Origin of the sequence: Yersinia sp. 2542 StPb PI (assembly GCF_048593855.1) — a bacterium.
In the GTDB taxonomy this organism is placed as follows: Bacteria; Pseudomonadota; Gammaproteobacteria; order Enterobacterales; family Enterobacteriaceae; genus Yersinia; species Yersinia enterocolitica_E.
Genome location: NZ_JAZGQA010000446.1, coordinates 1 through 775, shown reverse-complemented (window position 1 = coordinate 775; position 775 = coordinate 1). Strand labels below are relative to the sequence as shown.

Genomic DNA, 775 nt, shown 5'->3' with positions numbered 1-775 from the left:
CTTACAGTTTTACTGAAACGATTAATATTCGTCAGGTATATTTCCAATATTATTATCCCGATATGTTGATTCTGTTATAATGCCTACAAATCTAATCTGGCTATTCGTTGGACTAAACTCACACTTAGCTCACTGGTTTTAAAGCTTTTTTTCTATGACGTCTTTCAGCGCTCGGCATTCCAGACTCAGATCGGCAAACCTCTGCTTCAGACGACGATTCTCGCCCTCAAGATCTTTGATCTTTTTGATATCAGTGGTTTCCATACCGCCTACTTTACCTTCCTGTTGTAATAGCTGGCTCAAGAGATAGCGGCCTTATGACACTCGATCCGGCCATCTTCGACAGATTTTAGAACGGCGATGATTTGGTGCTTAGTGAATCGGATCTTGCGCATCGTGATCTTCTCAGGGACATAATCTGTATATCGGAAGATCTCTAAAAGTGAGTGGGTCGCTTTGATGGGGTACCTATGTAACAGCTTGAGGCAAGGGCTCAATTAGCCTTGCTGGTTTGACACGAGAGGAAGCTCTGTGGTAACCATAACACGTAACAAAGCCCACTTAATTTAACAAGTGAGCTAATTGATTGCTAACTATTTTTACAATCCATGTGACGAAATTACGAAGTATCGTATTCCTGTCTAATCACCTGCTTGTTAAGACTGATGTTCAGCCGCAGTAACAAACAAGCTTAAATAGTGGTGCCCGGACTCGGAATCGAACCAAGGACACGGGGATTTTCAATCCCCTGCTCTACCGACTGAGCTATCCGGGC

Annotated in this window: 1 tRNA gene and 1 pseudogene; both read right to left on the bottom strand. The window is 43.1% G+C overall.

The window, feature by feature from the left end:
* Positions 1-144: 144 nt before the first annotated feature.
* A pseudogene (locus tag V1952_RS22205) lies at positions 145-395 on the bottom strand (transposase); the annotation flags it as partial.
* Between the two features lie 304 nt (positions 396-699).
* A tRNA-Phe gene (locus tag V1952_RS22200) sits at positions 700-775 on the bottom strand.